We start from the raw sequence: 23,610 nt of genomic DNA, 5'->3' as shown, positions 1-23,610 counted from the left end.
CATGAAAAGGGCAATTTTATAGATCCCTTTAAAATTTTTAAAGGGATTTTTGCCGAAGCCAAAATCTATCCTATCACAATCTTATTTTAGGAAATTTATTATTAATGACAACAGATAAATACAATAAACGTGTGTTAGAGGTTGCGACGCTAGCTGGGATGACAATGCTTGAAGCAAATGCTGAGTGTTATCGCGTTGAGAATACTGTATCTCGCATTTTACAGGTTAGCCATCAACCGATAACAGAAGTTTTTGCTAATACAACTGGTCTTTTTATTACTTTAGATGGTCCAGACTTAGATGAACCAATAACCTTCATTAAACGTATTACACGAAGGGATACAAATCTCCGAAAAATTCACATTGTTAATCAAATTTCTAGAGATTTGACTAGTGAAAAAATATCAATTGAGGATGCCTATACAAAACTCCAGCATGTTGATGGAAAAAACTATTCTCCAAAGCTTATTTCTTATTCAACCTTGTTATTAGTATTAGCCTTTGCCATTTTGCTTGGGGGACAAACAACCGAAATTTTACTTTCGTTGGTAGCGGCTGTTTTACTGTTGTTTTCTTATCGGTTAAAAGCTTTTTTCCAACTTAACGATTTTATTTTCGGAACAGTAGCAACCTTAATTGTAGCCACTCTTATTCCACTTATTATTCATTTGTTAGGAAAAAGCGATAGCTCCTTTGATATTGTTGTCATATCAGTGCTAATGCCTCTGTTTCCGGGGACAGCATTTACAAATGGCTTTAGAGACTCCTTCAAAGGAGATTATGGTGCAGGTGTTTCAAAAATCGTGGAAGCTTTAATCATTGCTATTAGTTTAGGAGTAGGAGTAGCATTGGGACTCTTTATTGCGAAAGGAATTTTGTTATGGCTATGATTTTACAAATTATAGGGGCTTATGTGGCAACTATAACATCCGGTATTATTTTGGAAATCCCGCGTCATCTTGTTTTTCAAACAGGAGTCATCGGGGCCTCGGGCTATACTGTTTATTTACTTACCTTACCCTATTCTGATAATGCTTTAGCAACCTTATGTGGTGGCATAGTAATTGCCTTCTTATCACAGCTGGCAGCAAGGGTCTTAAAGTCTCCAGTAACAGTTTTCTATATCCCAAGTTATTTCCCATTAGTCCCAGGAGCTGGGGTCTATAAAATTGCTTATTTTTATATCCAAGGAAATAGTCATCTAGCTGGGAAAAACTTCATCGAATCTATGTTAGTCTCAGGAGCAATTGCATTATCGGTTTTCTTAGTTGATTCATTCCTAGAAATCTACAATACTTTAAAAACTAAAAGTTTAAAAAATAATTAATCAAGACACAGCTAGCTATTAAGATACTTGTCATAGTCAGCTGTGTCTTGATGGTTTAGTCTAATAACGTAGGGTTTTATCACAAAGAAAACAAAGAATAAAACCTCATAACATCTTTCCGAAAAACTTTAATTTTCTTGAAAAACAAATAGGACTATGCTATACTTCTATTAATAGAAAAATAATATAATACAATAAATGAATGAGGTTATCAAAACAATGAGACGTGAACTGCTTTTAGAAAAAATTGAAGAATATAAAGCAATAATGCCGTGGTTTGTTTTAGAGTATTATCAATCGAAATTGTCTGTGCCTTATAGCTTTACAACCTTATATGAATACCTTAAGGAATATAAACGCTTTTTTGATTGGTTACTGGACTCTGGTATCTCAAATGCTTCTAGAATCACTGATATAGATCTGGTTACTTTGGAACAATTGACCAAAAAAGATATGGAGTCATTTGTCCTCTATTTACGGGAAAGACCCTCACTTAATACCTATTCAAACAAGGAAGGCGTCTCTCAAACAACCATCAATAGAACCTTGTCAGCCCTCTCTTCACTCTTTAAGTACTTAACTGAGGAGGTCGAAAATGAACAGGGCGAACCTTATTTTTACCGTAATGTCATGAAAAAGGTTGCTACTAAGAAGAAAAAAGAAACCTTAGCATCCAGAGCGGAAAATATTAAGCAAAAACTCTTCTTAGGTGATGAAACTATGGAGTTCCTCGAGTATGTTGATTGTGAATATGAAAACAAGCTCTCAAATCGGGCGAAATCATCTTTCCGAAAAAATAAAGAACGGGATTTAGCTATTATTGCCCTACTTCTGGCATCTGGAGTTCGTTTATCCGAAGCTGTTAACCTTGATCTTAAAGATGTCAATCTCAGAATGATGGTCATTGAAGTTACTCGAAAAGGGGGTAAACGGGACTCAGTCAACGTTGCAGGCTTTGCTAAACCTTATTTGGAAGCCTATTTAGAGATACGCCAAAAGCGTTATAAAGCTGAAAAACAAGATCAAGCTTTCTTTTTGACCGAGTATCGTGGCATCCCTAACCGCATTGATGCTTCAAGTATCGAAAAAATGGTAGCAAAATATTCACAAAACTTCAAAATTCGTGTCACTCCCCATAAATTAAGGCATACGCTGGCAACCAGATTATATGATGCTACAAAATCTCAAGTACTTGTCAGTCACCAACTGGGGCATGCCTCTACACAAGTTACTGACCTTTATACCCACATTGTCAATGACGAACAAAAAAACGCCTTAGATAAATTATAAAACTAGAAGAATCAAATTTTTTATCACCACTTCATTTTAAATGAACATAATTATAGTTATGTAAAAAATGCCATTTTAAAAATCACTGAGAAATTTTCTCGGTGATTTTTACTAATACAAATGATTAATGACGGTGCTTATGAGCATCAAATTGTCCACGTATTTCAAAACACATTCTGATTTTACTATCAAAGTAAGTAATAAAAGTTCCATGCTCAATCATCTGACAGATGTCACTATAAGATGCCCATTCAACAGCCTGAACTTCCTTATCTGTAAAATGAATGTCTTCAAGATTGATGTTCTCAACCACTAAAAAGGTATCATCGAATTTGACTTCTCGCATTGCAGCTTGCTGAGCAGTTTCACCTGATAAGGCACTTCCACCAAGTGTCATCCACTTCTTCTACAGTACTCAGACGAAGATTATTATGCCAACGATTCTTAGATACTTGTTCAATTTTTGTAATCAGCGGATGATCAATGGCTTAATTGCTCACGATGTTCAGATCTAACCATTTCTTTTTAGGGTGAGCGCCTAGAAAGGCTTTTTCTTTAACCAAGTGCAGACTAGTCTTTTTGACTTCAATGTCAAAGGGTCCTAAGTCATGTAAGAAATCTAATAGAGTCGAAAAAATATCTAAAACTTCTTCCTCTTTATTGTCAAATAATTGCTTATAATCGCTCATTTTTTACCTTTCTTTTTTAAAAATACTGACCTTTGTCCCCTGGTCAACTTGACTCTCTATTTTGATGTCAAGTTGTAATTGATGAAGAATTGTTTTGGTCATAAATAGCCCTAAACCACTGGCTTTCTGGTGTTCATGGCCATTGAAACCTGTATAACCTTCTTCAAATAATCGAGGGATGTCTTCTGAAAGTATTCCGATACCATTATCTGATATGTTAATACCATCAGAAAATTTAATAGAAATATGACCACCTTGATGGGAGTATTTAATGGCATTATCAATAATTTGCATCAATGCAAAACGTAACCATTTTTTATCACTTATTACTGTCCAATTTCCATCAATCGTAAAGCTGATATCTTTACTAAAACATATTGGCGCCATTTCTTTCAGAATATCTTTTACAATACTAGAAATTTCAAGTTTTTCAAAACGATAATCATCCTTATTTTGACTAAATTTCAAATAACTTAAGAGTTGGTTTAAATGGTTTTCGAGATAAAGGAGTTGCTTTTGTAAATCATTTTTTGATAAATGATCTGTTTGAACCATTAAAGAGATTGCTGACAGGGGGATCTTCATTTGGTGGGACCAAATCTTAATTAAGGCATCAAGATCTTTTTGCCGAGACCTCTCAGTGTCCAATTGGTCATTCTGCTCAGCGATTACCTTAGAAATTAACCGTCTATATTCTAAATCACTTGGATCATCTAATGTTTCTAATTCTTTTACATAACTAAATTCTTGTAATGTTTTTAGTTTACGTCGAAAACTCAGATAGTGAAAAATTGATACAAGAATAATAAGTGTAACCGATATTAGGCTTGCCGTTAGGAAATAAGCCAAGGGTAAGTGATAGAGACTAAATACTAATAGATACATCAGTATGAGCAAGCAAAATTGCAGGTACCAGATTCGGTATTCTTTAAAAAATAATCGGATCATTTTAGGATATAGCCTACTCCTCTCACGGTGTGAATATAGTCAAAATCAATATCTAATAACTTCTTTCTCAAACGGGTCATATTAACGTTTAAGGTGTTTTGATCAATAAATTGGTCATTATCCCATAAGGATTTTAGGAGATCCTCTTTACTAACGATAGTCCCTTGTTTACTAAAAAAGAGAGAGAGGATTTTATGCTCAGTTGGTGATAAAGAAATCTTTTGCTCCCCCTTACTTAAGATTGAATCAAAATGTAACTGATAATCTTTGTAACTAAAGCAATCTGCAGCAAATTGCGTGGCTCTCCGTAAAAAGGCTGCTATTTTCGCATCTAGAATGGTCAAAGAGAATGGCTTGGTTATATAGTCATCGCCTCCCATATTAAGGGCCATGACAGCATCCATCTCATCATTAGAACTAGAAATAAAGATAATTGGGACAGTTGATTGTTTACGAATCTCACTGGTCCAATAAAAACCATTAAAAAATGGCAAGGTAATATCCATTAGAATTAAATCAGGTTCAAAGTCTAGGATTTCATTTTTAATATCACGAAAATTGCTAACGGCAGCAACCTGATAGTCTTTTTCTAAATGTGATTTTAAAAGTGAAAGAATGGTTGAATCGTCTTCCACTAAGTAAATTTTCATGGTTTTCTTCATAGCTCTATTCTAACAAAAAAGTAGCGAAAATTCGCTACTTCTTCTACCTTTCTATTATTTTATAATAAGTATGACTGGTTAAGCGATAGATTAGGAAGTATATACTGATAATAACCAATATGGTTAGACTACTTACCAAGTAAATCATGGGACTATTAGTGACACCAAAGAGCAAGAGCATTTGGTTCAACATGACCGAAGCCACGATATAATGTAATACAGCGAAGATGATTGGGGTAAAGAAGACCAGAAGCAACTGTGAATTAATGGTTTTCTTAACTTGTTGTTTAGACATACCTACTTCCTGTAAGATTTTGTATGATTTCTTATCAAGATGACCTTCTGTATATTGTTTATAGTAAATAATTAAAGCTGCTCCCAGGATAAAGCTAAGTCCTAAAATAAAGCCTGTAAAGAGAAAACCACCTGAAATAGCATAGAATTCTTTTTTAAATTGAGTGCGCTGTTCGAGATGGCCAACATATTTATCGTTGATACTCAAGACACCTTTTTCATCTATTAGTCGCCCGATTTCTTCTTTGTTCAAATCAGCTATAACGACCAACGATGGTGTTTGAGGATATTTAGGGTATTGATTATATCGATTAAGCAACTTGTTAAAGACCTTCCGGTCTTTAACAACAATGACAGAGGGATTATAGGTATTGACAGTTTCAGGGTGAGAAACAGTTTTAAGATTTTTTTTGACTTTTAAAGATAGGCCCAGAAAATCAAGTTTTTCCAAACGACTGTTACCCTTTTGCTTAAAAAAGAGAATTTCATTAGTCTCAAGGTCAGGGACTTTGTTACCAAGTGCTTTAAAGTCAGCTGCTGTAATAAGGTAAGAATAAGTTAAGGAAGCATAATTAGGATTTCTTAGTCCTGTTTCTGTTATTGAGACAGATTTTTTATTATCCAGTTGGAAGTTTATCATCGCACTTGTATAAGTGGTAAATTCTTCAGAAGGACGGTCCAAGGGCTTTAATACAGAAGCTTCAAAATAGTGTTGAAGTTCCTTTGGGTTTTTGGCTTCAAGAATAATTTTGGTATTCTTAGGGAAAATCTCCTTAGTTTGATATTCAGTATTGTTATACAAAGCTGTTGTAGTCGCAATTGCAACAAAAGCCATAACTGCTAAAAGTGTGATATTTGCTAAACCAACAGCATTTTGTTTCATCCGGAAAATCATTTGGGAAGTTGAAACAAAGTGTTCTGGTTGGTAGAAATAGGCTTTTTGACTTCTTTTATGTTTTAAGTACCAAGTCATAAAGGCAATATAGAAAAGGTAGGTACCAATAATGACAAATATAACAGCAATAAAGAAGCGATATAAAACGGCTAATGCCGCTAATTTGGTCGAGGTAATGGAAATATAATAGCCGATACTAATTGCAATAATGGCTAAGGATGCCAGGAGGATGTTCCCTTTGGGTTCTTTTTCCCCTTGTTCTTGATCTTTAAAAAGCATTAATGGTGATGTCTGACGAACTTTGAAAAGTCCAATGATCATAAGTAGGACAAAAATCAAAGCAAAAACAATGCTGGTTTGCACAACAGCAATTGGAGCAATTTCTAATTGTAATTTGTTATAGTGAACTAAATTAACAAAAATCAAATAAAAGAGATGGGAGAAAATATAAGAAGCAATGGAACCAACAATGATAACTGCAAGAAAGAGGATCCACAGCTCTAAAACAGAAAGCAATCCAATTTGTTTTTTGGTCATTCCGAGAATATTATAGAGACCAAATTCGCGAGTCCTTTGTTTTAACAGAAAATTGTAACTATAAATTTCCATGATAGTAGCAAAAATTGTCAGAACGACTGCCGCCAAGCCTAAAAGAATTTTGCCATTTTGCATTGCTTTTGAGATAGGACTCATTAAAATAATGGTAACGATGCCATTAAGCATGAAAAGTACAGAGCTTGCTAGTAAGAATGGAGCTACTACTTCTTTTGATTTTTTAAGATTATTCCAAGCTAATTTGAGGTAGAACATGTTACTCACCTCCTAATAAACCAGTCATAGCTAACGAGATATCCTTGGAGAATTGTGTCGTCGTTTTATCGCCTCGATACATTTGGTGGAAAATACGACCATCTTTAATAAAGAGGACGCGTTTAGCATGACTAGCTGCATTGGCAGAGTGGGTAACCATTAAGATGGTTTGACCATCGATATTGATATCTTCAAAAAGGTTTAAGAGGTCCTCTGAATTACGGTAATCCAGTGCTGCGGTAGGTTCATCAGCTAAGAGTAACTTAGGATTTGTAATTAAGCTGCGAGCAATGGCAACACGCTGTTTCTGTCCTCCGGAAATTTCAAAAGGTCTTTTGTCTAGCAATTCTTGAATACGTAGTTTTGGCGCCAGCTGGTCTAAGCGACGACTCATTTCTTTATAAGGTTTGCGGCCTAAAACTAACGGTAAAAAGATATTATCTCGAATAGACAAGGTATCTAAGAGGTTAAATTCCTGGAAAACAAAACCAAGGTGATGTAAACGGAACTGTGCTAACTGATTCTCTCTGATTTTAGTAATATCTTTTCCTTCGAGCAAGACTGATCCATTGGTGGGCTTTTCTAAGGTTGCAAGAATATTTAATAAGGTTGACTTCCCAGATCCCGATTCTCCCATAATGGCGATAAACTCACCTTGGTCCACCTTAAAATCAACGTCCTGTAAGGCCCTTGTTTCTTCTTTTGAGAAACGTGTGCGAAATACTTTTTCTAAATGTTGAATATCTAATAGCATAACTGTCTCCTTTAAACATTATAACTTTTTTTGAGAATTAATGTCTGATGACTTATTGACACTTACTATTATAGATTTCTATCAGGCTTGCAAACTTACAGGCTGCGCTTGATAACTTACAATTTTGTAAGTTTTCAAAAAGGGAATCAGTTCTTCTTCTGCTATAATAGACTTAAGAATTTCCCTAAAGGAGAGTATTATGGTTAAAATCAGTAAATTTTCGAAATCATTAGGTGTTTTCGGTAAGATTATCTCTATCATTCCCGACACAACAGAAATTATTGGTAAAGGCCTGGATAATGGCCGTCCCATAGTTGAAAAATACATGGATCAAAAACAAGCCAGAGAAGAGAAATTAAAAAGTCTCGATAATGTCATTAACCTTCCTGTTGAGGAAGCTAGACAGCATCTTGAAAAACAAGGCTTTGTTGTCGCAACCATACCTGTCCTTCCGGATAAAAAGTGGTTAAAAGCTTCATTAGATGAAGTCGTTATTATGTCCCCACGTTTTGGGAAATTACCAGTCGGTAGTCTGGTCAAACTATACTATGTCACCTATGATGTTTTAGAGAAAAGTCAGGCAATTTTGGATCAGGAGAACTTACGAACTGTAGAGCGTAATCAAAAAATTGCAGATACTTTTGAGAGTTTTAAACACATCAAACTCCCTTTTGGACGAAAATAGGCATTTAGATAATCATATTTTACAAGAAAGCACCCACTTATTTAGTGAGTGCTTTCTTGTATATTAATCTGCTTATTACTAGTTTGGTTTCAATTATAACTGGAACTTTCATCTTTTAAGCCATAAATGTGCTTAAAATTCAAGTCTCATTAATCTCTTATCTTAGTTAGCTAAGAATGGTTCTAAATCTCGTAATGAGCGCTCAGCGATGGCTTCATAACGTTCTTTTTTGTCTCTAATCCGTGGGCCTTCCAGTTCTTTAATGATACCAAAATTAACATTCATGGGTTGAAAATGTTTACTATCAGCATGAGTGACATAATGTGGTAAGCTACCAATAGCTGTTGTTTCTGGGAAGATGACCTCTTCTTCACCTTTGAATTTTTTAACGGCATTGATACCAGCAACAAGACCAGAAGCTGCGGACTCCACATATCCCTCTACTCCTGTCATCTGACCAGCGAAGAAAAGGTTGTCATTGGCGCGTGATTGAAAAGTTTGTTTGAGTAAGTTTGGCGAATCCATATAAGAATTACGGTGCATGACCCCATAACGGACAAATTCTGCATTTTCAAGACCAGGAATCATCTGGAAGACACGTTTTTGTTCCCCCCACTTCAAATGTGTTTGGAAACCAACCATATTGTAGAGACTTCCAGCAGCATTATCCTGACGCAATTGTACAACTGCATAGGGTGTTTTAAACTCTCCATCACGTGGTTCGGGATAGTCTTCTGGATATTCTAAGCCCACAGGTTTCATTGGTCCATATAACATTGTTTTAATCCCACGTTTAGCCATCACCTCAATTGGCATACATCCTTCAAAATACTTTTCTTTTTCGAACGAGTTAAGTGGTGCTTCTTCTGCTGTTGTTAAAGCTTCGTGGAAAGCCATGAATTCTTCTTTAGTCATCGGACAGTTAAGGTAAGCAGCTTCGCCTTTATCATAACGGGACTTAAGGTAAACTTTATTCATGTTAATGGTTGTTTTATCAATAATTGGTGCTGCAGCATCATAGAAATAAAACCCATCACCACCATTTAGAGCATGGATCTTTTCAGCCAAAGCATCTGACGTTAGGGGACCTGTTGCAATAACTGTAATAGCATCACTAGGTATTTCGGTTATCTCACCACGAATAACCTCGATGAGAGGATGATTCTCCAGCTCAGCCGTGACGGCTTCTGCATAACCAATACGATCAACTGCCATTGCACCACCTGCTGGGACGCGGTGTGCTTCTCCAGCACGCATAATAATGGAATCTAAACGACGCATCTCTTCCTTCAACAGTCCTACCGCGTTGGTAAGACTATCACCCCGAAAAGAATTTGAACAAACCAATTCAGCAAAGTTATCTGTTTTATGTTGAGGGGTTTGTTTAACACCTCGCATTTCGTAGAGCTTTACAGGAATGCCACGCTTAGCAATTTGGTAAGCAGCTTCTGAGCCAGCTAAACCTGCTCCAATAACGTTAATATAAGATTGAGACAATAGACTAATACCTCTTTGGAAAGTTTCCTTCCCACAAATCTTTCTTTAAATTTTACTTGCTATATTATAGCAGAATTTCCTATAAAAGCAAAAGCACGAGAGTTAAATGACGTAACTATAGTTATGTTAAAAGAAACAAATCCATGCTGCCAAGAAGACACTTAAAATGCTAAAAAGTGAACCAATTAGATAATACTCTGCAAAGGCCGGACTTTCTGAAATTTTATTATACCGAGCAATTGATTTAGCAGTAAAAACAAGTCCTATAGAGGCAAATTGCCCCATTATCATACAAATGCCAATCACTATTCTTTCTAAAATACCAATTGTTGCTCCGGCTCCCCTGATGGTGTCCATCTTTTGCCCTTGTTCAGGTTGATATTTACTAAAAAAGATTTTAAATGAAATATTGGTCGGTTTTGTTATTAAAATAAGGAAGAGAATCACTAGTAGAGACCTATGACTTAACCATTGAGGTAAGGGATTAGGTGTCAAAATAATGCTTGCATAAACAATAATCATGATATGAATAAACTGATCCAACAAAAAAATCCACCCTTGCTTCCATTGGAATAGCTTAATCACTTTAGATTTGCACAAATCAATGAGACTGTGACTAGCCACTATAAGAAAAGTAATTAACCATAGCTTAGGAATTAAACAAGTCAAAATAATTAAAGGGGCTGCGACTCCAAGGATATGATAAGCAAGATAACGAAGACTAGTGTCTTTCTGATCAGCTATTTCAGGACTTTGGAAATGAAAGTCAGATAAAAAATGACAAATTAACAATACGGTAAGTAGTGAATGAGTTTGTAAGAACGGGGCTAGACCTTCAATCATTTGTCTACCTCCTTTCCAAATCTTTGGTTGATATATTGCTGGGCACTGTGACGACTCCTTAAATATATTTTGAGATTACTACTTTTCAGACGTTTTGATAAGGCACTTGGAGATAGACCAATCAGCTTACCTAATTGTTGCTGATCAAAATGTTCTTGGTAGATATTAGATATTAATAACGCATGAAAGACCTCTAGTTGACTAGTTCGCCAATTATATTTGATTGCCTCCCCCGCTGATAACAAGCTATTTAAAAGAATATCTTCCTCCATTTCTCCTGTTCGTATAGCAACTTGAGTGATTCCATAATCATTTTTTTGATGAATGAACTTAATAGCCTCGCGAGCGTACCAATAAGCAGGACCATCTGCTCCGATGCTAATTTCTGGATTAATATCAGTAAGGATTTCACCCACTCCGATTCCATATCTCATTGGGATATCACGCATTTCATCATTAATTAAATCAATTAGATAAAAGATAGGAGCATCAATTCTCATTAGCCCTTGGAACTCATCTCCAAGTGTAAGAGAAAAATTAGAGATGATATAAGGTTTAAAGAACTCATTTAAGCGCTTTAAACAAGTCTTCAAGCGCTCTTGCGCCTCTGAACGCTGAGAAAGCTGCTTGGATTGAATAATATCTCCAATAAGTGCTAAATATACCATCGTTTTCTCCTTTTCTAGATTCATTATAACAGGAAAAAACAAAAAAGTCCATTATAGAGGAAAATATATAAAAAGTCGTTTAAAATGGACAAAATAAAAAAAGTCCGTTAAAACAGAAAATGTAGTCTGCCTAACGGATATAGTATTAATTAACACGCATTGGTGTTGTACCAGTCTTAATGACATCAACAGTTGCATTTAGCGCACCTTCAACCAGGTTTTTAACAGCCTCATCTGTATAGTAAGCGGCGTGAGGAGTATAAATGACCTTTGGATGATGAATTAAATCAAGAAACAGAGCATCAGTAATTACTTTTTCTTGGAAGTTTTTAGGAACATAAGGACCTTCAAACTCATACGTATCAATCCCCGCACCATCAAGAAGTCCTTGATCTAAGGCAGCTAGTAAATCAGCCGTATCGATCAAAGCTCCTCGCGCCATATTTAAAAGTATAGCTCCTTTTTTAAAGTGTTTAAATAGTTCAGCATTGAAATAGTGACTATTATCAGATGTAGGTGGCATGTGCAGTGAAACCACATCTGCAACTTGGATAGCCTCTAAAATCGAGTCTTTATATTCTAAAACCTCTTTAGCAGCTGGGCTTTGATAAATATCATACCCCACCACTTTACAACCGAATCCTTTAAAAATTTTTGCAGTAGCAAGTCCGATACGTCCTGTACCAATTATTGCCACTGTCATATCACCAAGCACGCGACCTCTAATTGGAAGATTCCAAGTGAAATTATGTTCTTTAACATTTGATCGGATAAGTTCTACTTTACGAATCAAGTTCAAAGCAATAGTTACCGTAAACTCAGCTATCGATTCTGGTGAATAGCTTGGAACATTACTAATAATAATTCCATTTTCTTTAGCTAATTCAAGATTGTACATATCCACTCCTGCACTGCGCTGAGCAATCTGCTTAATTCCCATTTCTTTTAAAATTGGATAAATAGAGTCGTCGAGTGGTTCAATCTGAGCATTAGCGATGCCATCGAAGCCTTGCGCTTCTTTGACTGTATCTAGAGTTAGAGGACCTTGATCAAGTGACAGTTCAACCTGATTAACTTTTGCCCACTGTTCTGCTAAAACAGCTTCTTCACCACGAACATTGAATAATTTTATTTTCATTTTGTTTCTCCTTAATTAGATATCTAGTTTATAATCTTCTAGTTTAATGATTTTAAGTACTCTAATAAAGAGGTAGTTAAAAACGAAGCTTAAAACGATTGGAGCTATGACAAAAATAAGAATTACAATCACAATATTGATAAACGACCATCCACCTTTGGCTAGATTTAATGCATTTATAGGCCCAATCAAGCCACTAATTCCAAATCCTGCACTGGCAGGAGTCCCCTGAATATTAAAGATAGCTGTAAGAAGTCCGAGAACAGAAGCTGTAGAAAGCATTGGCAACATAATAATTGGTTTAGAAAGGACATTTGCCATAGAAATTTTTGGCGAACCAAGTACATGAGCCAGCGAAGTTCCTTTAGAATTAACCGTCCAACCAGCTATACATAAACCAAAACTTGCTGCACAAATTCCTAAGTTGGCTGCTCCAGAACCAATACCTGACAGACTAATAGCCAAGGCAATACCAACCGTTGTAATTGGTGAAACGATTAAGAAACAAAAGATCATAGCGATTAAAATTGACATTAAAATTGGCTGTAAACCTAGTAATCCGGCAATTCCCTGCCCAATCATAGCCGTAATTAACTTCACATAAGGCAATAGAAAACGGCCCACACCCCCAATTAACAATAAGGTCACAGTTGGAACGATAATCAAGGTAAAGGATTTGGTTTTATCAGCTAAAAATTGGATTAAGAGTACGCCAAATGCAGCTGTAATACCCATATTGATGATATCACCAGTCCCTTTGAGCATCACCATACCATTACTGAAGTTAGCTGCTCCACCTGCAAACATAACAGCTAATCCTAGAGACGCAGATTGAATTGGAGCAAATTTAAAATTAATCCCGACAAGCATCCCTATCACTAGACCCATCATACTTGTCGCAAGACCTGTTGCTGCGATAAGCGTAGCAAATCCTGTCCACATTGGCAATAAAGCTTTCATTAATTCGCCAAAGATTGCTCCTGGAATAAGGACGATAACAGTTCCTAATGCTATACCATTTAATACATTCATTGTAAAAGATTTAGCAGACTGCTTTTGAATTGTTTCTGACATTAAAATGCCTCCTCAAAATATTGTTTGTGATTTCACTAACTATATAAACTATAACATAGGCACAGTAAAAATAAAAATTAATAAAAATTATAATACTATAACTTTTTATAATAGAGTTCACAAATTTATATTGTCAAACTACAAATAAATAGATGCTCTTAAATAAAAGATAGCATTTTATGGTATACTAACTTTAGAAAAGGATTCATTATGGATATCAGACAACTAACTTATTTTATTGCTGTTGCCGAGACAAAAAATTACTCTCATGCTGCTAAAAGTCTTTTTGTTACACAGCCGACACTATCGCAATCAATCAAAAAACTAGAATTAGAATTAAATACAACCTTGTTTTCACAAAACGGTCGTCAACTCCTTCTAACAGAAGCCGGTGATATTTTGTATGAACGAGGCAAAATTTTAATGGCTGATTTCAATCAAATTGTCGCTGAAATTCAACAGCTTAATCAGGAAAAGAAAGAAGTCATCCGAGTTGGTTTGACAGCACTTTTTGCTATCCAATTTATGAAGCAAATTTCTACTTTTATGGCCACACATTCTAACGTTGAAGTATCTTTAATTCAAGATGGATCTCGAAAATTACAAGATTTACTTGCAAAAGGTGAGATTGATATTGGGTTACTCTCCTTTCCAAGCCTTCGTAAAGATATCGTCATTGAGCCTCTACAGACATCAACAAAAGGTTATAAAGTAAGTATTGTCCTGCCCAAGAATCACCAATTGGCTCACCATAGCCACTTGAAATTAGTCGATTTAAAAGATTGTAAATTTGCATCCCTTAACGAACACTTTATGCTAGGTGAAATGCTCCCTAGACGAAGTCGGGCATTAGGTTTTGAACCTGACATAGTTTTTAAACATAATGACTGGGAAGTTATTATTCATAGCCTAAAAAGTCTTAATGCTGTCGCTATACTACCCAGTGAATTTGAAAGCCTAAGTAAAGTAGACGACTTAGTCTGGATTCCTTTCCAAGACAAAAATGATTTTTACCCAATTGGAATTGCTTATCGTCATGACTACTCTTTCAGTCCAATGATTGAGGAACTTTTATCAACCCTAAAAACTAATTAAAAGCATGCTAAAAACTAATAGCATGCTTTTTTCGACTTATCAATATCGTATATTTATCTACACTCAAAAGTCTTATAACCTCTGTGTCAGTTTTAGTCATTACAGCAATTATAGGATAGCAAAGAAAAAAGGCTAAAGAAAATTATCACACTAGATTTTTCTTCAACCCAAAACCAATAAAGGTTAATCTCTATTTGATTTTATCTTCTTTATAATCACAAGCTTCGTTGCTACACACAACTTGTTTACTACCACCTCGAATTTTCTTTTCAACTAAGTAATCGCCAGATTTAGGACAAGCTCTTCCGATAGGGATATCCCAAGAAGTAAATTCACAGTCTGGATAACGATCACAGCCGTAGAAGACACGATTACGTTTGGTTTTTCGTTCAATAACTTGCCCCTTACCGCATATTGGACAGGTCACACCAATTTCTTTAGTAATTGCTTTGGTATTGCGGCACTCCGGAAAATTACTACACGCATAAAATTTCCCAAAACGACCAAGTTTAATTACCATAGGATGGCCACAAATGTCACAATCAAACCCAGCAGGCTCATCTTTGATTTGGATTTTTTCAATTTCATCTTCAGCTTTTTCCAAGTCTTTCACAAAAGGTTGGTAAAAGCTATCAATAACAGTTTGCCATTGACGTTCTCCTGTTTCTACTTGATCTAGTTTTGATTCCATATCAGCAGTAAAGGTAACATCAACAATATCAGGGAAAAATTCAACAATTAAGGTATTAACAATTTCACCAAGCTCAGTTGGTTCAAAACGTTTGGCAGCTAACTTAACGTAGTAACGTCTTTGAATGACCTCTAAGGTAGGTGCATAGGTAGACGGACGTCCTACTCCATTTTCTTCCAAAGTTTTGATTAAAGTTGCCTCAGAATAGCGAGCTGGTGGTTGGGTAAAGTGCTGTTCAGGACTTGTCTTCTCCTTTTTAACTACTTCTCCTTCTGACATCTCGGGTAACATTTTATTTTTATCGGAATCATTGTAGACCGCCATATACCCATCAAATTTAATTTGACTACCATTAGAAGTAAAGACAACCTTGTTTTGTTCTAGGGTTACTTTGACAGTGTCAAAAACTGCAGCAGTCATTTGACTCGCAACAAAACGGTTCCAAATTAAAGTATAAAGTTTCAACTGGTCTTTATTAAGATACTTAGCAATTGATTCAGGCGTATGAAAAACACTTGAAGGTCTGATAGCCTCATGGGCATCTTGTGAACTACTTGCATTCTTAACGCGATTTCCATGTTTTGAATAATGACTACCAAATTTTTGACTAATAAAAGTGGCAGCATCATTTTGAGCAACAGGACTAATACGTGTTGAATCAGTACGCATATAGGTAATTAATCCTTGAGTTCCGTTGCTACCTAAATTAATCCCCTCATAGAGTTGTTGAGCAACCATCATGGTTTTTCGTGTTCTGAAATTTATTTTATTAGCTGCATCCTGTTGTAAGGAAGAGGTCGTATAGGGTAATGGTGCATTACGACGTCTCTCTTTCTTCTCAACTTTAGATACATTAAAATCATCGCTGGTAATCCTTGACAATACTAATTGAACATCCTCATTAGTATTTAATTTCATCTTTTTATCATCTAGACCATAGAAGCTGGCTTGAAATTTATGTTTACCTTTTTTAAAAAGCCCATCAATAGTCCAGTACTCTTCCGGAATAAAAGCTTTAATTTCATTTTCACGGTCAATAATCAATTTCAAAGCTACTGATTGCACACGCCCAGCTGACAATCCTTTTTTAACTTTTTTCCAAAGAATTGGTGATATTGAATACCCAACGATTCGGTCTAGAACGCGCCTCGCTTGTTGAGAGTCAACTAGATTCATATCAATTTCTCTTGGTTCGACAAAAGCATTTTTTACAGCATCTTTTGTAATCTCATTAAAAACAACACGGTTTTTATCAGTGATATCAAGACCTAGAATATGGGAAAGATGCCATGAAATAGCTTCCCCTTCACGGTCCGGGTCACTTGCCAGGAAAACTTTTTTGGCATTTTTAGCTTCCTTTTTTAAAGAGTTGATAAGTGGTCCCTTACCTCTAATATTGATATACTCAGGCTGATAATTATTCTCAAAATCAATTGACATAGATGATTTTTTTAAATCCCTGATATGACCAACTGATGCAACAACTTTATAATTGCGCCCTAAATATTTTTCAATTGTTTTGGCTTTGGCAGGAGATTCTACAATAACCAAATTCTTCTTTGTAGTTGTCTTTTTCTTTTTAGTGTTTTTTTTTGAATTTGTTTTAGTTGCGGTTTTTGTTACCAATGTGTCACACTTCCTATAACTTAATGGTTAAAGCTTATAGAATAATATCCCATTTTTAGATAACTGTCAATAAAAAAATTCCATATAGGAAGAAAGTTATTAGTTAAAAAAGCTCTGTAAGCACATCCAAACCACTCATGATGCACTTTGCGCCTTCTTGAATAAGCTGATTACAGCCATCTGAAAAACCATCACTAATATTTCCAGGAATTGCGAAAACTTCACGACCATTTTCAAGAGCATATCGACATGTTATTAAGCTTCCGGATCGTCTTTTAGCTTCAATAACTAAAACCGCCTTTGCTAAACCAGCAATGATTCGATTTCTTTCTGAAAAATGAATGGATAATGGCGGATCATTTGGTCCATATTCAGTTAGTAAAAGGTGATTAGAAGCAATAAATTTTTGCAATCTTTGGTTTTCTTTAGGGTAGTAATGCGTGAAACCAGAGCCAATGACAGCAATTGTATGACCACCTGTTTTAAGTGCACAACAATGTGCCGCAGTATCAACTCCTCTGGCAAGACCACTAACAATAATGAGTTTATTATTTAATTCTTCTATTATTTTTTGAGTCGCTTTTAGGCCTGATTGACTCGCCTTGCGAGAGCCTACTACTGCTAGTTTGGGATAATTTAAAAGTTCTAAATTCCCTTGGTAAAAAAGTAAAACCGGTGGGTTATAGATTTCTTTTAAATATGAGGGGTAATTTTTATCAAGTAAGGAAATACTAGGATACTGATTAAATTCTTTCCGCAGAGCTTTACTATCAATTGCTTTGTAAGTTTCAATAAATTGTATTGGATCCGATGTTTCAGAAGCAACTGCGATATTTCGTAAAGATAGGGATTTACCATAAGTTTGATAATAATTAATAACATTTAAAATGTGATGATTTTTCAAACCGGCTTTTCGAAGTTTATAAAGTTCAAAATTATTCATAATTATACCTCTCTACTTCTACCATTCGCAAAAATTAAAAAACTTTTTACTAAGACAGTAAAAGTTTTTTTAATTAATCCAACCACTTAATAATTTTTGCTGGATTACCAGCCAAGACAACATTATCTCCAAAAGATTTGGTTACAACACTTCCTGCTCCGACAACAACGTTGTCACCAAGTGACACTCCAGGTAAGATAGTAACTCCTCCTCCTAGCCAGATATTATCGCCAAGTGTTATAGGGGCTCCGTATTCTAGTCCAGCAATACGTTCTTGCGCATCAAGAGGGTGTAGAGGGGTTAATAACTGACAGTTTGGACCAAACATGGCATTATCACCAATTTTTATTTCACAGACATCTAACATGGTTGTATTGAAATTGGCATAAAAATTCTCACCTACAAAAATATTAGAGCCGTAATCACAGACAAATCGAGTTTCCATATAAATATTTTCACCCGTTTTACCAAGCCACTTTTTTAAAAGATGACTTCTTTTTTGAGCATCTGTCTCAGCATTAAAGACAGCCATGATTTGCCGTGCTCTATTACGCATTTCTTTTAACTCTATGTCACTTGCGTCGTACAAGTGACCAGCAAGCATTTTTTCTAATTCAGTCATCTTAATCTCCATATTATTATCAATATAAAATATAAAGTAATAGTACTACAACTATTGCTACAGTAACATTGATTTAATAGGTTCAAAACTTTTTCGATGAATTGGTGTGACACCATGCTTTTTTAAACCATACAAGTGTTTTTTAGTACCATAGCCTGCATTTTGGGCAAAGTCATAGCCAGGATAATTTTGATCGTAACTCATCATTAGCTGATCCCTCGTTACTTTAGCAACTATTGAAGCAGCAGCTATAGATAAGGAATTGGCATCGCCTTTAATAAGTGACATTTGTGGTATTGAAATATCTAACGTCATCGCATCAATAAGTAAATAATCAGGGAAAACCTCAACTTTTTTTAAATCGTTAATAGCTTCCAACATTGCTAGTTTAGTAGCTTGGTAGATATTGACAGAGTCTATCATTTTATTATCAACAATACCTATTCCAATACCAACAGCTTGATTTTTAATTTGTTCAAACAAAATATTATGCTTGGATTTCGGAATTTTTTTTGAATCATTCAATCCCTTAATTTTACAATTTCTGGGAAGAATAACACAAGCAGCTACAACAGGACCTGCTAATGGCCCCCGCCCTACCTCATCAATTCCGGCAATACAATGATAGCCTTGTCGGTAGATGTCTCGTTCGTAGCGCAGCATGTATTCAAGCCGTTGTTCTTCTTTAGAGTTATCTTCTATCACTTTTTTTCGAAGGGCGATCGCCTTTTTTACACCCTGACGCTCATCCTGCTCAAGTTTTTCCCAAATGGGGTCAGAAAGGGCAGTAACAGCCTCAAGATTTTCTTTAATTTCCCTGATTGTCTGAGTCATATGCTTCCTCTACTTGATCTAAGGTAAAAGTTCCTAATTTTCCATCTCTAACTTCTTTGATAAATAGGGTATAGAAGCGGTCATAATCATCCCTGAAGCCCAGTTTCTGTGTCATGCTTATGATGATATCAGGTGCTTCTGCTTCAAGATTTATTCCTTTAAATCTTTCGATTAGACGACTAGGATAATACTCTTTGAAGTAGTTAAGGCCAAATATAGTGACTTCATCTAAGGGTAAAAGTTGATCTTTGATGGCACCTGTTAAGGCTAATTTCAAGCCAACTACTTGGTCTTCAAATTTAGGCCATAAAATACCAGGAGTGTCTAAAATTTCAAGGTCTTTATTAGACTTCAACCACTGTTGCCCCTTGGTAACACCTGGCTTATTACCAACAACTGCAATTTTTTTACCTGCTAAACGGTTCATCAAAGTTGACTTACCAGCATTTGGGATTCCAATAATCATTGTCCGTAAGGTTTCTTTTTGAATACCACGTTGACGCAGTTTTGCAATTTTATCCATCATCAAAGCTTTAGCAGCCTCTGTCACCTTTTTGACAGTAGCTTGTTCCTTTGAATTAATAGCTAGTGTTTTGATACCTTTTGATTCGTAGAATTGTTTCCACTCCTTTGTTCTACTTTGGTCCGCTAAATCAGCCTTATTAAGAATCATCAACTTTGGTTTATCACCAACAATCTTCGTTAACATTGGATTCTGACTAGATAATGGTAAACGTGCGTCAACTAATATAGTTACAAAATCAACATGTTTTAAATTTTCTTGTACTTGTCTACGAGCTTTAGACATGTGTCCAGGGAACCATTGAATAATAGCCATTTATAGCTCTCCTTTCCTAGTTTCAAATATGAGACTAGTTGATAGTATTACTGCTTATTATATCATGAAATTGTGCCTAATCCTATTTTCATATTTTAAAAGTAAAATTTTTTCTTGTATTTTTATTTTAATTATTGTAAAATCTAGTTATCATAACTAGATGAAAGGGTTTGTGAAATGAAATATACTATTCTTCCTAATTGGGAAAATTTGCCTGAGATTGACTTATATCTTGATCAAGTTCTACTATATGTTAATCAAGTAGCAACTATTATAGAACCAAATCAACAAAAACCTCTAACCGCTTCTATGGTCAATAATTATGTTAAGCATGGCTATCTTGAAAAGCCCTTTAAGAAGAAATACGCTAGACATCAGTTAGCGCGACTCATTGCAATAGCGATTCTAAAGCATAGCTTTCCCATTCAAAATATTAGTCAGGTCCTACAAAGTTTAAAAGATAAAAACGATTCTGAACAGCTCTATCGTGCTTTTGTTAATTACTGGAACAGTGGAGAAACTGATGGAGTTGATGATATTATCGTTGCAGCATGTAAAACTGTTAAATATTATTGCCTAACATTTTCATTAACGGAAAATGAATAAGGAGGTCCTTGCCTTGAATCAAACTTTTAAACAAAGTCTTCCCCTATCATTTGGAGAAGAGGTTGCAAATGCCATAACGCATGCTGTCGGTTCCGTTGTCATGCTGTTTATTTTGCCATTTGTTGCTATTTATAGTTATCAAACTTACCAACTTAAAGTTGCTGTTGGTACTTCAATTTTTGTCATTAGCCTATTTCTGATGTTCCTGTCATCAACTATTTATCATTCCATGGCTTATGGAACACCCCAAAAATATGTACTTCGAATCATTGATCATAGTATGATTTATATTGCTATTGCTGGCAGTTATACACCCATTGCACTTTCTTTAGTAGGAGGCTGGTTAGGTTATCTTATTATCATTCTACAATGGGGAATAACCTTATTTGGCATTCTCTATAAAATTTTTGCAAAATCTATTAATGAAAAATTCAGTTTAATACTCTATCTTTTTATGGGATGGTTAGTTATCTTTATTTTACCGGTCATTATTAATAAGACGGGATTAGTATTTGCTATTCTGATGTTTTTAGGAGGCTTATCCTACACTATTGGTGCTATATTTTATGCTAAGAAAAAGCCCTACTTTCATATGATTTGGCATCTCTTTATTCTGCTAGCGTCTGCCCTGCAATTTATTGCCATTGTTTTTTACATGCTATAATGAAGTGCTAGTCTAATGAAATAAGACTAGCTTTTTTATTACTTACAAATAGATAGAGGAGTGTTATAATAAGTATGATTAGAAAGAAAGGTAATTCATTATGGAGACAGTACACTTATTTGTCAATCCTTTTTCCGGAAAGAAAAACGAAAAAGACCTTACACAACATATCAAAGACTCTTTCCTAAAGCATGGTTTTCTTGAAAAGAACATTACCGTTGTTAGCCCTGAGTCAGCTTCTGATGCCTTTAAGAAGGCCAAAGAAGCTTCTAGCAGGGGAATTGACTTGGTTATTCCACTTGGGGGAGATGGAACTATTAATAAAATAATAGGTGGCGTCCATGAAGGTGGTCAGCATACTAAAATAGGCCTTATCCCCTCTGGTACTGTCAATAACTTTGCAAAATCTCTATCCATTCCATTAGATCCTGATTTAGCTATTGATACCATTTTAAATGGGCAAGATAAAAGAGTAGACCTTTGTAAAGTTAATGATCATTATATGATTAGTAGTCTAACTCTTGGACTGTTAGCAGATATAGCAGCTAATGTGACCACTGAAGATAAACGAAAATTTGGACCCTTAGCTTTTTTAAAGGATAGTTTCCGAATTTTAAAACGCAACCGTTCCTATTACCTAAACCTTGAAGATGATCGTCGACAATTTGCTATTAAGACAAAGTTCTTACTTGTAACCATGACCAATTCCATTGCTGGTTTTCCATCTTTCTCACCCTCTGCTACGGTTAATGATGGGCTATTGCAGGTCTATACCATGAAGAAAGTTTCATTTATAAAATTTTTATTACATATAAATGATTTTCGTAAAGGAGATTTCTCTATGGCTGAAGAGATTACACACTTTTCAACTCAGAAGTTAACTATTACGCCATCAAAATTAAAAACATTGATTTTACCTCGAACCCGTATTGATGGTGATAAAAGCGATATGGTGCCAGTGACACTCACAGTCTTAAAGGAAGCGGTCACCGTTCGCGTTCCTAATTCCTAAAACAATCCATACATATAAAAAAAGGGCTAAAAGCCCTTTCAGATTGAAGACAAAGTCCATTTTGGACAATTTTCTTCAATCTTTTTTCTTTATTATGAAAAGCAAAAACTCTCAGAAACATTGGAACATCAACATCTTTAAGAGTTTAATATCTTGTCATTTTACGCAAGTCTATTCACATTTTTTATTGTTAGGAGTTTGTCTACGTTCTAAAAAAAGGGCTAAAAGCCCTTTTGTGTCTTACCGAATGAGTTTACTTTGTCTTATCAAACTCTCGTTTTTTAATGTGGAATAGCATAGCTAGCTTTATTTATTTTTAAAATGATTCAATTGCTCATCAATCTTATCCCCAGCCACATCTGAGTAGTGTTCAATAGTGCCCTTTGCCTTTGAAAGGGAATCTTCAAGCTTAGTTGAAGCGAAATCAGAATACTGGTCTATCTTTGATTTTGAATCTTCTAACTTTTCAGTAACTGTTCCTAAAAACTGCTCACTAAAACCCTTAATGGTGTCATTTAATTCACCCATCTTCTTATTACTTTCTTCAAGCAAGTCTTGTTTGTCAGTTTCTGATAGGCTTAAATAAGCAATAGTTGCTGCGGCGGCTCCGGCAATAAGAGCGATAGCTATACCTTTTTGTTTTGAGTTCATCATGTCTATCTCCTATTTCATTTTACGATCTTTCAAAATTTTCCGACTTAGTTTGAAGACGGGGATAAGTAGTAACACTAATTGAAGTACCTCCGCAATCTTTACTCTATTATGTTTAGTATTGACAGTGTGTCCTGCTTTCACATTGTTTCCCTTAAAGTTCATATTAGACTCCTTTTCTATCTGAGACATTAATTACTTTTTGATAGTTCTCACTTTCTATGATAAAATGCCTCCTCTATAAAGTGACCATTATAATTAATTTTATGTAGCTACTTTTGTTGATAGATAGAATATTTTCTTTGTGTTTTCTTTAACAAAGCTATTATTACAAGATAAATAAAAGAGACTACTCAATTAATTATTTATATTGTCATTATACTTTTATTTTGAATCCTAGTCAAGAATTTTGCTATCAGATATAAAAAAAGTTGGTACAATTGGCCAACTTTTT

General features: G+C 35.1%; 26 protein-coding genes. 8 read left to right on the top strand and 18 right to left on the bottom strand.

Annotation, left to right across the window (positions count from 1 at the left end; translation table 11 throughout):
• Positions 1-104 precede the first annotated feature (104 nt).
• From FGK96_RS04590 to xerS, 3 genes are all read left to right on the top strand, one after another.
• The gene (locus FGK96_RS04590; protein ID WP_138081791.1) at positions 105-890 is read left to right on the top strand and encodes a threonine/serine ThrE exporter family protein; all 786 of its coding nucleotides are present in this window, start codon (positions 105-107) and stop codon (positions 888-890) included.
• A complete protein-coding gene (locus FGK96_RS04585; protein ID WP_138081789.1) occupies positions 881-1,327 on the top strand; it encodes a threonine/serine exporter family protein in 447 nt (148 codons plus the stop codon). Before FGK96_RS04590 ends, FGK96_RS04585 begins: the two co-directional genes overlap by 10 nt.
• Before the next feature lie 219 nt (positions 1,328-1,546).
• Positions 1,547-2,617 (top strand): tyrosine recombinase XerS, encoded by a 1,071-nt coding sequence (gene xerS / locus FGK96_RS04580; RefSeq protein ID WP_138081787.1) that lies wholly within the window; start codon positions 1,547-1,549, stop codon positions 2,615-2,617.
• Positions 2,618-2,741: 124 nt separating this feature from the next.
• On the opposite strand, the gene FGK96_RS04575 is transcribed toward xerS, so the two are convergent.
• From FGK96_RS04575 to FGK96_RS04550, 6 genes are all read right to left on the bottom strand, one after another.
• Positions 2,742-3,014: a hypothetical protein gene (locus FGK96_RS04575; protein ID WP_197733240.1), complete on the bottom strand. Its 273-nt coding sequence runs from the start codon at positions 3,012-3,014 to the stop codon at positions 2,742-2,744.
• Between the two features lie 91 nt (positions 3,015-3,105).
• Entirely contained in the window at positions 3,106-3,306 is a 201-nt protein-coding gene (locus FGK96_RS10560; RefSeq protein ID WP_232045793.1) for a DUF5655 domain-containing protein, read from the bottom strand.
• Between the two features lie 3 nt (positions 3,307-3,309).
• Positions 3,310-4,254 (bottom strand): sensor histidine kinase, encoded by a 945-nt coding sequence (locus tag FGK96_RS04565; RefSeq protein ID WP_138081785.1) that lies wholly within the window; start codon positions 4,252-4,254, stop codon positions 3,310-3,312.
• Positions 4,251-4,916 (bottom strand): response regulator transcription factor, encoded by a 666-nt coding sequence (locus FGK96_RS04560; RefSeq protein WP_138081783.1) that lies wholly within the window; start codon positions 4,914-4,916, stop codon positions 4,251-4,253. The genes FGK96_RS04565 and FGK96_RS04560 overlap by 4 nt, the downstream gene beginning before the upstream one ends.
• A 43-nt stretch (positions 4,917-4,959) precedes the next feature.
• Positions 4,960-6,915: an FtsX-like permease family protein gene (locus tag FGK96_RS04555; protein WP_138081781.1), complete on the bottom strand. Its 1,956-nt coding sequence runs from the start codon at positions 6,913-6,915 to the stop codon at positions 4,960-4,962.
• Between the two features lies 1 nt (position 6,916).
• On the bottom strand, positions 6,917-7,669 hold the full coding sequence (locus FGK96_RS04550; protein ID WP_138081779.1) for an ABC transporter ATP-binding protein: 753 nt from the start codon (positions 7,667-7,669) through the stop codon (positions 6,917-6,919).
• Positions 7,670-7,868: 199 nt separating this feature from the next.
• On the opposite strand from FGK96_RS04550, the gene FGK96_RS04545 reads away from it, so the two are divergent.
• Positions 7,869-8,354 (top strand): PASTA domain-containing protein, encoded by a 486-nt coding sequence (locus FGK96_RS04545; protein ID WP_138081777.1) that lies wholly within the window; start codon positions 7,869-7,871, stop codon positions 8,352-8,354.
• A 162-nt stretch (positions 8,355-8,516) separates the two neighbouring features.
• Here FGK96_RS04545 and trmFO read toward each other — a convergent pair whose 3' ends face one another.
• The 5 genes from trmFO to FGK96_RS04520 all read right to left on the bottom strand — a co-directional run bounded on the left by trmFO (position 8,517) and on the right by FGK96_RS04520 (position 13,574).
• The gene (gene trmFO / locus FGK96_RS04540) at positions 8,517-9,851 is read right to left on the bottom strand and encodes a methylenetetrahydrofolate--tRNA-(uracil(54)-C(5))-methyltransferase (FADH(2)-oxidizing) TrmFO (protein WP_138081775.1); all 1,335 of its coding nucleotides are present in this window, start codon (positions 9,849-9,851) and stop codon (positions 8,517-8,519) included.
• 126 nt (positions 9,852-9,977) lie between these two features.
• Positions 9,978-10,694 carry a DUF3307 domain-containing protein gene (locus tag FGK96_RS04535; RefSeq protein WP_138081773.1) on the bottom strand — a complete coding sequence of 239 codons (717 nt, stop codon included), beginning with the start codon at positions 10,692-10,694 and terminating at the stop codon, positions 9,978-9,980.
• Entirely contained in the window at positions 10,691-11,362 is a 672-nt protein-coding gene (locus FGK96_RS04530; protein WP_138081771.1) for a SatD family protein, read from the bottom strand. Before FGK96_RS04530 ends, FGK96_RS04535 begins: the two co-directional genes overlap by 4 nt.
• A gap of 145 nt (positions 11,363-11,507) precedes the next feature.
• A complete protein-coding gene (locus FGK96_RS04525; RefSeq protein WP_138081769.1) occupies positions 11,508-12,500 on the bottom strand; it encodes a D-lactate dehydrogenase in 993 nt (330 codons plus the stop codon).
• A 15-nt stretch (positions 12,501-12,515) separates the two neighbouring features.
• Positions 12,516-13,574, bottom strand: coding sequence for a PTS transporter subunit IIC (locus FGK96_RS04520; RefSeq protein ID WP_138081767.1), 1,059 nt, complete (start codon positions 13,572-13,574; stop codon positions 12,516-12,518).
• A 210-nt stretch (positions 13,575-13,784) separates the two neighbouring features.
• Here FGK96_RS04520 and FGK96_RS04515 point away from each other — a divergent pair, with 210 nt between their 5' ends.
• Positions 13,785-14,669, top strand: coding sequence for a LysR family transcriptional regulator (locus tag FGK96_RS04515; RefSeq protein WP_138081765.1), 885 nt, complete (start codon positions 13,785-13,787; stop codon positions 14,667-14,669).
• Between the two features lie 190 nt (positions 14,670-14,859).
• On the opposite strand, the gene topA is transcribed toward FGK96_RS04515, so the two are convergent.
• The 5 genes from topA to ylqF form a co-directional block, all read right to left on the bottom strand.
• Positions 14,860-16,986, bottom strand: coding sequence for a type I DNA topoisomerase (gene topA / locus FGK96_RS04510; RefSeq protein WP_138081763.1), 2,127 nt, complete (start codon positions 16,984-16,986; stop codon positions 14,860-14,862).
• A gap of 103 nt (positions 16,987-17,089) precedes the next feature.
• On the bottom strand, positions 17,090-17,929 hold the full coding sequence (dprA, locus tag FGK96_RS04505; RefSeq protein WP_138081761.1) for a DNA-processing protein DprA: 840 nt from the start codon (positions 17,927-17,929) through the stop codon (positions 17,090-17,092).
• A gap of 73 nt (positions 17,930-18,002) precedes the next feature.
• Entirely contained in the window at positions 18,003-18,551 is a 549-nt protein-coding gene (locus tag FGK96_RS04500) for a sugar O-acetyltransferase (protein ID WP_138081759.1), read from the bottom strand.
• 57 nt (positions 18,552-18,608) lie between these two features.
• Positions 18,609-19,385 carry a ribonuclease HII gene (locus FGK96_RS04495; RefSeq protein ID WP_138081757.1) on the bottom strand — a complete coding sequence of 259 codons (777 nt, stop codon included), beginning with the start codon at positions 19,383-19,385 and terminating at the stop codon, positions 18,609-18,611.
• A complete protein-coding gene (gene ylqF / locus FGK96_RS04490) occupies positions 19,360-20,223 on the bottom strand; it encodes a ribosome biogenesis GTPase YlqF (RefSeq protein WP_138081755.1) in 864 nt (287 codons plus the stop codon). The genes FGK96_RS04495 and ylqF overlap by 26 nt, the downstream gene beginning before the upstream one ends.
• A gap of 177 nt (positions 20,224-20,400) precedes the next feature.
• On the opposite strand from ylqF, the gene FGK96_RS04485 reads away from it, so the two are divergent.
• The 3 genes from FGK96_RS04485 (at position 20,401) to FGK96_RS04475 (ending at position 22,505) form a co-directional block, all read left to right on the top strand.
• Positions 20,401-20,829 carry a DUF1836 domain-containing protein gene (locus FGK96_RS04485; RefSeq protein ID WP_138081753.1) on the top strand — a complete coding sequence of 143 codons (429 nt, stop codon included), beginning with the start codon at positions 20,401-20,403 and terminating at the stop codon, positions 20,827-20,829.
• A gap of 13 nt (positions 20,830-20,842) precedes the next feature.
• A complete protein-coding gene (gene trhA / locus FGK96_RS04480) occupies positions 20,843-21,493 on the top strand; it encodes a PAQR family membrane homeostasis protein TrhA (protein ID WP_138081751.1) in 651 nt (216 codons plus the stop codon).
• A gap of 100 nt (positions 21,494-21,593) precedes the next feature.
• Positions 21,594-22,505 carry a diacylglycerol/lipid kinase family protein gene (locus FGK96_RS04475; RefSeq protein WP_138081749.1) on the top strand — a complete coding sequence of 304 codons (912 nt, stop codon included), beginning with the start codon at positions 21,594-21,596 and terminating at the stop codon, positions 22,503-22,505.
• A 306-nt stretch (positions 22,506-22,811) separates the two neighbouring features.
• Here FGK96_RS04475 and FGK96_RS04470 read toward each other — a convergent pair whose 3' ends face one another.
• Both FGK96_RS04470 and FGK96_RS10445 read right to left on the bottom strand, forming a co-directional pair.
• Positions 22,812-23,159: a hypothetical protein gene (locus FGK96_RS04470; RefSeq protein WP_138081747.1), complete on the bottom strand. Its 348-nt coding sequence runs from the start codon at positions 23,157-23,159 to the stop codon at positions 22,812-22,814.
• Positions 23,160-23,168: 9 nt separating this feature from the next.
• Positions 23,169-23,321, bottom strand: a complete 153-nt coding sequence (locus FGK96_RS10445) for a hypothetical protein (protein WP_172601593.1) — start codon at positions 23,319-23,321, stop codon at positions 23,169-23,171.
• Positions 23,322-23,610 lie beyond the last annotated feature (289 nt).

The organism is Streptococcus porcinus (assembly GCF_901542335.1).
GTDB lineage: Bacteria > Bacillota > Bacilli > Lactobacillales > Streptococcaceae > Streptococcus > Streptococcus porcinus_A.
This window is presented reverse-complemented; position numbering and strand designations above follow the sequence as displayed.

Coding starts and splice junctions, on each gene's coding strand:
- FGK96_RS04590 (WP_138081791.1), top strand. CDS start 105: ATGACAACAGATAAATACAATAAACGTGTGTTAGAGGTTGCGACGCTA.
- FGK96_RS04585 (WP_138081789.1), top strand. CDS start 881: ATGGCTATGATTTTACAAATTATAGGGGCTTATGTGGCAACTATAACA.
- xerS (WP_138081787.1), top strand. CDS start 1,547: ATGAGACGTGAACTGCTTTTAGAAAAAATTGAAGAATATAAAGCAATA.
- FGK96_RS04575 (WP_197733240.1), bottom strand. CDS start 3,014: ATGACACTTGGTGGAAGTGCCTTATCAGGTGAAACTGCTCAGCAAGCT.
- FGK96_RS10560 (WP_232045793.1), bottom strand. CDS start 3,306: ATGAGCGATTATAAGCAATTATTTGACAATAAAGAGGAAGAAGTTTTA.
- FGK96_RS04565 (WP_138081785.1), bottom strand. CDS start 4,254: ATGATCCGATTATTTTTTAAAGAATACCGAATCTGGTACCTGCAATTT.
- FGK96_RS04560 (WP_138081783.1), bottom strand. CDS start 4,916: ATGAAGAAAACCATGAAAATTTACTTAGTGGAAGACGATTCAACCATT.
- FGK96_RS04555 (WP_138081781.1), bottom strand. CDS start 6,915: ATGTTCTACCTCAAATTAGCTTGGAATAATCTTAAAAAATCAAAAGAA.
- FGK96_RS04550 (WP_138081779.1), bottom strand. CDS start 7,669: ATGCTATTAGATATTCAACATTTAGAAAAAGTATTTCGCACACGTTTC.
- FGK96_RS04545 (WP_138081777.1), top strand. CDS start 7,869: ATGGTTAAAATCAGTAAATTTTCGAAATCATTAGGTGTTTTCGGTAAG.
- FGK96_RS04535 (WP_138081773.1), bottom strand. CDS start 10,694: ATGATTGAAGGTCTAGCCCCGTTCTTACAAACTCATTCACTACTTACC.
- FGK96_RS04530 (WP_138081771.1), bottom strand. CDS start 11,362: ATGGTATATTTAGCACTTATTGGAGATATTATTCAATCCAAGCAGCTT.
- FGK96_RS04525 (WP_138081769.1), bottom strand. CDS start 12,500: ATGAAAATAAAATTATTCAATGTTCGTGGTGAAGAAGCTGTTTTAGCA.
- FGK96_RS04520 (WP_138081767.1), bottom strand. CDS start 13,574: ATGTCAGAAACAATTCAAAAGCAGTCTGCTAAATCTTTTACAATGAAT.
- FGK96_RS04515 (WP_138081765.1), top strand. CDS start 13,785: ATGGATATCAGACAACTAACTTATTTTATTGCTGTTGCCGAGACAAAA.
- dprA (WP_138081761.1), bottom strand. CDS start 17,929: ATGAATAATTTTGAACTTTATAAACTTCGAAAAGCCGGTTTGAAAAAT.
- FGK96_RS04500 (WP_138081759.1), bottom strand. CDS start 18,551: ATGACTGAATTAGAAAAAATGCTTGCTGGTCACTTGTACGACGCAAGT.
- FGK96_RS04495 (WP_138081757.1), bottom strand. CDS start 19,385: ATGACTCAGACAATCAGGGAAATTAAAGAAAATCTTGAGGCTGTTACT.
- ylqF (WP_138081755.1), bottom strand. CDS start 20,223: ATGGCTATTATTCAATGGTTCCCTGGACACATGTCTAAAGCTCGTAGA.
- FGK96_RS04485 (WP_138081753.1), top strand. CDS start 20,401: ATGAAATATACTATTCTTCCTAATTGGGAAAATTTGCCTGAGATTGAC.
- FGK96_RS04475 (WP_138081749.1), top strand. CDS start 21,594: ATGGAGACAGTACACTTATTTGTCAATCCTTTTTCCGGAAAGAAAAAC.
- FGK96_RS04470 (WP_138081747.1), bottom strand. CDS start 23,159: ATGATGAACTCAAAACAAAAAGGTATAGCTATCGCTCTTATTGCCGGA.
- FGK96_RS10445 (WP_172601593.1), bottom strand. CDS start 23,321: ATGAACTTTAAGGGAAACAATGTGAAAGCAGGACACACTGTCAATACT.